At 72.9% G+C, this 9,080-nt stretch carries 7 protein-coding genes; 6 read left to right on the top strand and 1 reads right to left on the bottom strand.

Annotation, left to right across the window (positions count from 1 at the left end; all coding sequences use genetic code 11):
* Positions 1–59 precede the first annotated feature (59 nt).
* Complete coding sequence (locus ACOJTC_RS16545; protein ID WP_420117551.1) at positions 60–956, bottom strand: haloalkane dehalogenase; 897 nt, start codon at positions 954–956, stop codon at positions 60–62.
* A gap of 407 nt (positions 957–1,363) precedes the next feature.
* On the opposite strand from ACOJTC_RS16545, the gene ACOJTC_RS16540 reads away from it, so the two are divergent.
* From ACOJTC_RS16540 to ACOJTC_RS16515, 6 genes are all read left to right on the top strand, one after another.
* On the top strand, positions 1,364–2,047 hold the full coding sequence (locus ACOJTC_RS16540) for a phosphoribosylanthranilate isomerase (protein WP_204923268.1): 684 nt from the start codon (positions 1,364–1,366) through the stop codon (positions 2,045–2,047).
* A gap of 5 nt (positions 2,048–2,052) precedes the next feature.
* The gene (gene upp / locus ACOJTC_RS16535) at positions 2,053–2,760 is read left to right on the top strand and encodes a uracil phosphoribosyltransferase (RefSeq protein ID WP_420117550.1); all 708 of its coding nucleotides are present in this window, start codon (positions 2,053–2,055) and stop codon (positions 2,758–2,760) included.
* Entirely contained in the window at positions 2,757–3,671 is a 915-nt protein-coding gene (locus tag ACOJTC_RS16530; protein ID WP_420117549.1) for an EamA family transporter, read from the top strand. Before upp ends, ACOJTC_RS16530 begins: the two co-directional genes overlap by 4 nt.
* Positions 3,672–3,696: 25 nt before the next feature.
* Positions 3,697–7,686 (top strand): amino acid adenylation domain-containing protein, encoded by a 3,990-nt coding sequence (locus ACOJTC_RS16525; RefSeq protein ID WP_420117548.1) that lies wholly within the window; start codon positions 3,697–3,699, stop codon positions 7,684–7,686.
* 102 nt (positions 7,687–7,788) lie between these two features.
* Positions 7,789–8,802, top strand: a complete 1,014-nt coding sequence (locus ACOJTC_RS16520; protein WP_420117547.1) for a pseudouridine-5'-phosphate glycosidase — start codon at positions 7,789–7,791, stop codon at positions 8,800–8,802.
* A gap of 5 nt (positions 8,803–8,807) precedes the next feature.
* A partial coding sequence (locus ACOJTC_RS16515) for a chorismate synthase (protein WP_420117518.1) occupies positions 8,808–9,080 on the top strand: 273 nt, incomplete at its 3' end.

The following is a 9,080-nucleotide window of genomic DNA, read 5'->3' as shown; positions in this document are numbered from 1 at the left end:
GGGCGGGCCTACCGCCCCCCGGGGGGGGGGGGGGGCACCCCCCCCCCCCGCGGCCGTGCTCAGCGGGCGGTGACGAAGTCCCGCAGGGCGGCGCCGATCTCGTCCGGCGAGTCCTCCTGCACGTAGTGGCTGCCGGTGACGGTGACCTCGCGCTGGTTCGGGAAGGTCCGGGCGAACGCCAGGGCCCGACCGGTCAGCAACGCCCCCGGCTCGGCGACCACCAGCAGCTTCGGCACCGGGGAGGCGGCCAGCCAGCGGCCGTACTCCTCGACGACGGCGGTCACGTCCGCCGGTTCGCCCTCGATGGGCAGCTCCCGGGGGAAGGCGAGGGTGGGCCGCCGGGAGTCGGGGTCACCGAACGGCCGGCGGTAGCGGTCCAGCTCCGCCTCCGACAGCGGGCGCACCACGCTGCGGGGCAGCACCACCTCGACGAAGAAGTTCTCCTCGAGCACCAGGCGTTCCCCCTCGGGTGAGCGCATGGCGCGGAAGAGCTGGTCGCGGCCGGCCTCGAAGTCGCTCCACCGGCGGGGTTGGACGATCGCCTCCATGTAGGCGACGGCCCGGACCCGGTCGGGGTGACGGGCCGCCCAGTGGAACCCCAGCGCCGAACCCCAGTCGTGCAGCACCAGCGTGACCGGCTGGTCGCCCACCACGGCGTCGAACCAGGCGTCGAGGTGGCGCACCTGGTCGGTGAAGCGGTAGCCGCCGTCGGACGCCGGACCGGAGTCGCCCATCCCGACCAGGTCGGGCGCGAGGCAACGGCCCAGGTCGCGGACCGCCGGGATGACGTTGCGCCACAGGTACGAGGACGTGGGGTTGCCGTGCAGGAACACGATCGGGTCGCCGGCCCCCACGTCGACGTACGACAGATGGGTACCGCACAGGTCGATGCGCCGGCGCGGGTGCGGGTCGGCCGCGGAGACGGAAACCGCGGCGGGTGTGGAACTCGTTGTCACTGGTGGACCTCCTCGGCACAGTGATAGCAAGGGGTCCGGGCAATTCCGTGGCATCGTCGTGACGGCGTGTCCCGTCATCGGCGGCCGTTTCGCGCTCAGCGGGGCTGCGCCATTCATGAATTGTTCGCGAGAATTCAAACAATGACATGGCGAATCCTTTTCGGCTCCACCGTGCGCAGGTGGGGCCGCTTCGTCGTCGGGCGGGGCCATCGGTGGAAGTGGCACCGACGCGGGGCCGGACATGGGCCTGTCCCCCGGTGCCGTTTGTTTCGTACGTTTCTCCCGTCGAGTTGACCACGCGGCCGGGCCCGTCCCGGATCCCCGGCCGCCACGGATTGGTCGACGCACACGTGGGATTTCCGTCGGTGGAGATCCGAGCGGTTTTTCGCACAGAGAGGGAGCAGCAGATGCAGGGACTGATCCAGGTGGCCGGGGTCATCGACCAGGACGAGGCCGACCTGATCTGCGCGGAGGGCGCCGACTGGCTGGGGTTCGCCCTGCGGCTGCCGGCGAAGAACGAGGACCTGTCCGAGGCCGACGCCGCGGCCATCGTCGCGGCGATCCAGCCCCGGCACCGGGGCGTCCTGATCACCTACCTGACCGAGGCCGACGAGATCCGGCAGTTCTGCGCCGAACTCGGTGTCACCGCCGTGCAGCTGCACGGCGACGTCGAGCCCGCCCAGCTGGAGAAGCTGCGCCGGATCGACCCCGACCTCTACGTCCTCAAGAGCCTGGTGGTCAAGGAGGACAACATCGACGAGCTGACCAAGATCGTCGACGAGAGCGCCGAGTGGGTCGACATGTACATCACCGACAGCTTCAACCCCGCCACCGGGGCCAAGGGCGCGACCGGTCTGACCCACGACTGGTCGGTCAGCGCCGAGCTGGTCCGGATCGCGCCCCGGCCGCTGATGCTCGCCGGTGGCCTGAACCCCGACAACGTGGCGGCGGCCATCGCGGCGGTACGCCCCGCCGCCGTCGACGCGCACACCGGCCTGGAGGGCCCCGACCGTCGCAAGGACCGGGCCAAGGTGCGCCGGTTCGTCACCGCCGCCCGCCAGGCGTTCGCCGACCTCGCCGGACAGGACTGAGAACCATGACCGACACCGCCATCGACCCCACCGTGACCGCCCGCACCGTGACCGGCCCCGCCGTGGCCGACCGGCTGCACCTGCTGCCGCAGACCAACCGGCTGCGTGCGCTGCACACGGTCATCCGGGACCGCGACGCCTCCCGGGCCGACTTCGTGCAGACCTCCGCCCAGATCTTCCGGCAGCTCCTCGACACCGCCCTGGACCTGCTCCCGGTCGTCCCCACGCCGGTGCGCACCCCGGTCGGGCAGACCTACCACGGGCTGCGCCCGGCCGCGCCGGTCTGCGGGGTGTCCATCGCCCGCGCGGGCGAGAGCATGGAGGGCGAACTGCGGGCCATGCTGCCGCAGACCCGGATCGGCAAGATCCTGATCCAGCGGGACAAGACGACGAAGCTGCCGCACTTCCACTACGCGGCCCTGCCACCGGACATCGCCACGTCCCAGGTGCTGCTGCTGGACCCGATGCTCGCCACCGGCGGCACCGCGCTGGCCGCCCTCGGGCTGCTGCGCGAGTACGGGGTGTTCGAGGAGGACATCGTCTTCGTCACCCTGCTCTCCTCCCCGGAGGGCATCAGCGCGGTCCACGCCCGGTACCCCCGGGTCCGGATCGTCACCTCCGCCATCGAGGAGCGCCTCAACGCCGACGCCTACATGGTGCCCGGCATCGGCGACTTCGGTGACCGCTACTTCGGCACGGACCAGCCCCGATGAGGCGCGGCGGAATCGGCGACGTCGGGCTCACCGCGCTGGCCCCGGCGATCTGGGGCAGCACGTACCTGGTCACCACCGAACTGCTGCCCCCGGGCCGGCCCTACCTGGCCGCCCTGGCCCGCGCCCTGCCCGCCGGGCTCGCCCTGATGGCGCTCGGACGGGTGGTGCCGCGCGGCACCTGGATCTGGCGGGCGCTGGTGCTCGGCACCCTCAACATCGGCCTGTTCTTCGTGCTGCTCTTCATCGCCGCCTACCGGCTGCCCGGCGGCGTCGCGGCGCTGATCATGTCGTTCCAGCCGATGCTGGTGCTGATCCTCGCCGCGCTGCTGCTGCGCGACCGGATCCGGCCGCTGCACGTCGTGGCGTGCCTGCTCGGGGCGACCGGGGTCGCGCTGCTGGTGCTGCGCCCGACCGCCGCGCTCGACCCGCTCGGCGTCGTCGCGGCGCTGGCCGGCGCGGCCAGCATGGCCAGCGGGATCGTGCTGACCAAACGCTGGGCCCGACCGCCCGGGGTGGGGGTGTTGCAGTTCACCGGCTGGCAGCTCACCGCCGGCGGGCTCGTCCTGCTCCCCACCACCCTGCTGATGGAGGGGCTGCCCGACCACCTCACCGGCCCCAACCTGGCCGGACTGGCCTACCTGGGGATCGTCGGCTCGCTGTTCGGCTACGCCGTCTGGTTCCGCGGCCTGGAACGGCTACCCGCCCTGGCCGCGTCGTTCCTCAGCCTGGTCAGCCCGATCGTCGCCAGCCTGCTGGGCTTCGCCTTCCTCGACCAACGGCTCAGCCTGACCCAGCTCGTCGGCGGCCTGGTCATCGTCGCCGCAGTCGCCCTCGCCCAACGCAGGTCGTCCCCGCCGGCACCGCCACCCGCCGCGGAGCCGGTGGCGTCACCCGCGCTGACCAGCCGGTGAGGCGTCACCCACCACAGGGGGAAGCATGCGCACCACGCCCGCCACCACCGACACCCACGACCCGGGCGCCGACGCCCACCACCCATCCGCCGCCACCCTGCCGGACCTGCTCGACGAGCAGGTCCGGGCGGACCCCGAAGCGGTCGCCGTCCGGCACGGGCCGGACGGCGTCACCCGCCGGGAACTGGCCCGCCGGGCCCGTGCCCTCGCCGCCCAGCTCCGCGAACGCGGTGCCGGCCCCGACGACCGGGTCGGCCTGTTCGCCGAGCCGTCCGCCGGGCTCGTCGTCGGGGCCTGGGGCATCCTGTACGCCTCGGCGGCCTACCTGCCGCTGGCCCCCGACTACCCCGACGAGCGGCTGCGCTACATGGCCGCCGACGCCCGGATCCGCCTCGTCGTCGCCCAGGACGACCTCGTCGAACGGCTGACCGACCTGGTCCCGCCCGACACCGCCGTCGTGCCGCTGAGCGCCTGGCACGACACGTCCCCGCCCGACGTGCCCGACCACCGGCCACGCCCCCGCGACCTGGCCTACGTCATCTACACCTCCGGCAGCACCGGGCGACCCAAGGGGGTGATGATCGAGCACCGCAGCATCGTCAGCCAACTGCGCTGGCTGCGGGACACCTACCGGCTCGACGAGGCCGTCGTCCTGCAGAAGACCCCGATGAGCTTCGACGCCGCGCAGTGGGAGATCCTCGCCCCGGCCTGCGGCGGCACGGTCGTCGCCGGCACCCCCGGCCTGCACCGCGACCCCGAGGCCATCATCGCGAGCATCCGCCGGCACGGCGTGACCGCCCTGCAGTGCGTACCGACCCTGCTGCGGGCACTCGTCGACACCGAGCGCCTGGGCACCTGCACCAGCCTGCGGCAGGTCTTCACCGGCGGCGAGGCGCTGTCCACCACGCTGGCCGCCGACGTGCTCAAGGCGCACCCGGCCACGCTGGTCAACCTCTACGGCCCCACCGAGTGCACGATCAACTCCTCGGCGTTCACCGTCGACCCGGCCGGGCTCGACCCCACCGGGCAGTCCGTGTCGATCGGCCGGCCCGTCACCGGCCTGCGTTACGTCATCGTCGACGCCGACGACGCCCCGGTCACCGGGGACGCCGTCGGGGAACTGCTCATCGGCGGCATCCAGCTCGCCCGGGGCTACCTGCACCGGCCGGCGTTGACCGCGCAACGGTTCGTGCCCGACCCGGTCACCGGGGAACGGCTCTACCGCACCGGCGACCTGGCCGCCTGGCAGGACGACGGCACCGTACGGTTCGTCGGCCGGGTCGACAACCAGGTGAAGCTGCGCGGGTTCCGGGTCGAACTCGACGAGGTGCGCCTCGCCGTGGAGGCCCACCAGTGGGTCCGGCACGCGGGGGTGCTGGTCCGCGACGATCCGCGTACCGGGCACCCGCACCTGCTCGCCGTCGTCGAACTCAACCCGCGCGAGGCCGCGCTGATGGACCAGGGCCACCACGGTGCCCACCACCGGTCGAAGGAGAGCCGGCTCCAGGTCCGGGCGCAGTTGTCGCACGTCGGGGTGCGTACCCCGCAGGAGCTCACCGGGCGGCCGGTGCTCGCGCTGCCGGGGGCCGAACCCACCGCGGAGCAGGTGCGGCGGGTGTTCGCCCGCAAGACGTACCGGTTCTACGAGGGCCCGCCGGTCACCCACGCCGACCTGCTGGCGCTGCTGCGCCCGGCCCGGCCCGACCCGGTGGCACCGCGCCCGCTCGGGCAGCTCGACCTGGCCACCTTCGGGGAGATCGTCCGCTACCTCGGGCAGTTCGTCAGCGACGAACGGCTGCTGCCCAAGTACGGCTACGCCTCACCCGGGGCGCTCAACGCCACCCAGGTCTACCTGGAGCTGCACCAGCTGTGGGGGCAGCCGTCCGGCTACTACTACCACCACCCGCTGACCCACGAGCTGGTCCTGATCAGCCCGGCCCCACCCCGACCCGAGCCGACCGTCCGGCTGCACCTCGTCGGGCGACGCCGGGCCATCGAACCGGTCTACCAGGACAACATCCGCGAGGTCCTGGAGATCGAGACCGGCCACCTGGTCGGCCTGCTGGAACAGGTCCTGCCCGGGTACGGGCTGGGCATCACCGCCACCGATCACGCGCCGCAGACCATCCGGCACCTCGACTGCGCCGCCGAGGACCTCTACCTGGGCAGCTTCGCGGTGACGCCGTACGCCCCGCCGCCCCGCGACGAGATCGACCTGTACGTCCAGGTCCACCCGGACCGGGGCGTCGACCTGCCCGCCGGGCAGTACCGGTACCACGACGGCGAGCTGGTCCGCCTCGACGACGCCCTCGTGCAGCGCCAGCACGTCATCGCCATCAACCAGCAGGTGTACGACCGGGCCGCGATCGGCATCAGCATGATCAGCACGACGTCGACCCGGTGGCGGCGCTACGTCGACCTGGGACGCGTCCTGCAACGACTGTCCATGAACGACGTCGGCTTCGGCTTCATGTCCTCCGGCTACAGCTCCGACACCGGCCACGACCTGCCGTCGGCCCACCGCATCCGGGGCATCCTGCGCCGGCACGGGCTGCCCGACGGTCCGTCGTACTTCGCCGTGGGTGGGCGGGTCAGCGCCGCCCAGGTGGCCGGCCGGGGCATGAAGGAGGACGTCGTCCACATGAAGGGGCCGGCGGAGCTGATCCGCGACGACCTGGCCGGTCGGCTGCCGGACTACATGCTGCCCAACAAGGTGGTGATCCTCGACCGGATGCCGTTGACCGCCAACGGCAAGACCGACCTCACGGCGCTCGCCGCCCGGGTCGCCGACGACACCGGCCCGCAACGGCCGTTCGTCGCGCCCCGCACCGACCTGGAACGCCGCATCGCCCGCCTGTGGGCCGAGGCGGTCCGCCAGGACGACGTCTCCGTCCACGACGACTTCTTCGCCTGCGGCGGCAACTCGCTGATCGCCGTCGCCCTGATCAACCGGCTCAACCGGGTGTTCGGCGCGGCGCTGCCGATGCAGGTCATCTTCGACAACCCGACGGTCGCCCAGCTCGCCCGACGGGTCGCGCAACGGGACCAGGTGAGCAGGTCCCGACTGGTGCCGTTGGCGCGGGGCCGGGAGGGGCGTTCCGTCTACTGCTGGCCGGGCCTCGGCGGCTACCCGATGAACCTGCGGCTGCTGGCCGGCACCGCCGGGCGTCCCTTCCACGGCGTGCAGGCGTACGGCGTGAACCCGGGTGAGGAGCCCTACCGGACGATCTCCCGGATGGCGGCCGAGGACATCCGGGCGATCCGGGAACGGCAACCCCGGGGCCCGTACACGCTGTGGGGTTACTCGTTCGGCACCCGGGTGGCGGTGGAGGCCGCGTACCAGTTGGAGCAGGCCGGCGAGCAGGTGGACCAACTCGTCCTGATCGCCCCCGGGTCACCCCGGGTCCGGGTGCCGCAGGGCCCGGCCACGGACGGCCCGGCGAGCTTCGCCAACCCGACGTACCTGGCGGTGCTGTGCTCCGTGTTCGCCGGCACGGTCACCGGTCCGGTGATCGACGAGTGCCTGGCCACCGTCACGGACGAGGAGACCTTCACCGGGTTCGTCCAGCGGCACTTCCCCGCCCTGGACCTGCCGCTGGTCCGCCGGATCACCCGGGTCGTGGCCCGCACGTACGGGCTGCGGCACACCGAGGCCGAACTCGCCCGACGGCCGGTGCGGGCCCCGGTGACGGTGCTGCGTACCCGGGGTGACCAGGAGTCCTTCCTCGACACCGCCGCCGCCCGCCGCAACCTCTCCCCCGTCGTCGTCGACCTGGCCGCCGACCACTACGGGGTGCTGCGCGAACCGGGGGTCCACCAGGTGGTGGCGGCACTGCCCGCCCGCTCCCGCCGTCGCCCGGTCCGCCCGCACGTGAGCATCTCCCACCTGCCGATCGCGCTCACCGACGAGCAGCACAACCGGCTGGTGACCGCCGTCACCCGGGCCATGACCCGGGCCTTCGGCTGCGACGAGGACGCGGTGTCCGTCGCGCTGGAGGCGGTCCTGGAGGAGTGAGCCGATCCCCGGCCCGCACCGAGCCCGACCCGCCCTAGCCCGCACCCCACCCTGCCCGACACCGGTCCCGGGGCACCGGACCGGACCGACCGAGGAGCCAGCATGACACGCAAGGTCCACTCCACCGTCGAGGTGCGGTTGAGTGAGGAGGTCGCCGACGCCCTCGCCGAGGGACGGGCCGTGGTGGCGTTGGAGTCCAACGTGATCACCCACGGCCTGCGGTACCCGGACAACGCCGCCACCGCGCACCGGGTGGAGGACGCCGTCCGGGAGGGCGGTGCGGTGCCGGCGACGGTCGCCGTCGACGACGGGGTGATCCGGGTCGGCATGACGGCGGCGGACATCGAACGGTTCGCCTCCACGCCGGGCATCCCCAAGGTCAGCGCCCGGGACCTGCCGGTGGCGCTCGCCCAGGGTGGCATGGGCGCGCTGACCGTGGCGAGTTCGCTGATCGCGGCCGACCTGGCCGGCATCGCGTTCTTCGCCTCCGCCGGCATCGGCGGGGTGCACCGGGGCGCCGAGACGAGCATGGACATCTCCTCGGACCTCATCCAGTTCACCCGTTCCCGGGTGGCAGTGGTGTGCGCCGGGGCCAAGAAGATCCTCGACCTCGGGCTGACCATGGAATACCTGGAGACCCACTCGGTGCCGGTGGTCTCCTACCGCTCCGCCGACTTCCCGGCCTTCTACTGCGTCTCCAGCGGCATCCCCAGCCCCTGCCGGGTCGACGACGCGACGGTGATCGCCCGCGCGGTGGAGAACCACTGGGCCCTGGGCAACCACAGCTCCTTCCTGATCACCACCCCGGTCGACGCCGCGGAGGCCGTCGACGACGCCGAGGTCGACCGGGCCATCGAGGAGGCGATGGCGGCCGCCCGACGGGACGGCGTACGCGGCAACGCCATCACCAAGTACCTGATGCGCGCCGTCGACGCGGCCACCCACGGCCGGTCCTCCCGGGCCAACATGGCGGTGCTGATCAGCACCGCCCGGACCGGGGGCCACCTCGCCGCCGCCCACGCCCGCCACCTGGCCGAGGGCGGAAACCCCGCCGCCGACGCCCCGGCCCCGGCCGCTGCCGGGGTGGCGCACGCCCTGCCCGGCGTGCGGGGGTGACGGCGGTGTTGCGTTGGCTGACTGCAGGTGAATCGCATGGTCCGGCTCTGGTGGCGTTGTTGGAGGGGGTGCCGGCCGGGGTGGCGGTGACTTCCGGTGACATCGCGGGCGAGTTGGCGCGTCGTCGGTTGGGTTATGGCCGGGGTGCGCGGATGGCGTTCGAGCAGGATGAGGTCGAGGTCGTCGGTGGCCTGCGGCACGGGTTGACGTTGGGTAGTCCGGTGGCGATCCGGGTGGGGAACTCGGAGTGGCCGAAGTGGCGGACGGTGATGGCCGCC

It is taken from the genome of Micromonospora sp. (genome assembly GCF_048594385.1).
Lineage (GTDB): Bacteria > Actinomycetota > Actinomycetes > Mycobacteriales > Micromonosporaceae > Micromonospora > Micromonospora wenchangensis.
This window is presented reverse-complemented; position numbering and strand designations above follow the sequence as displayed.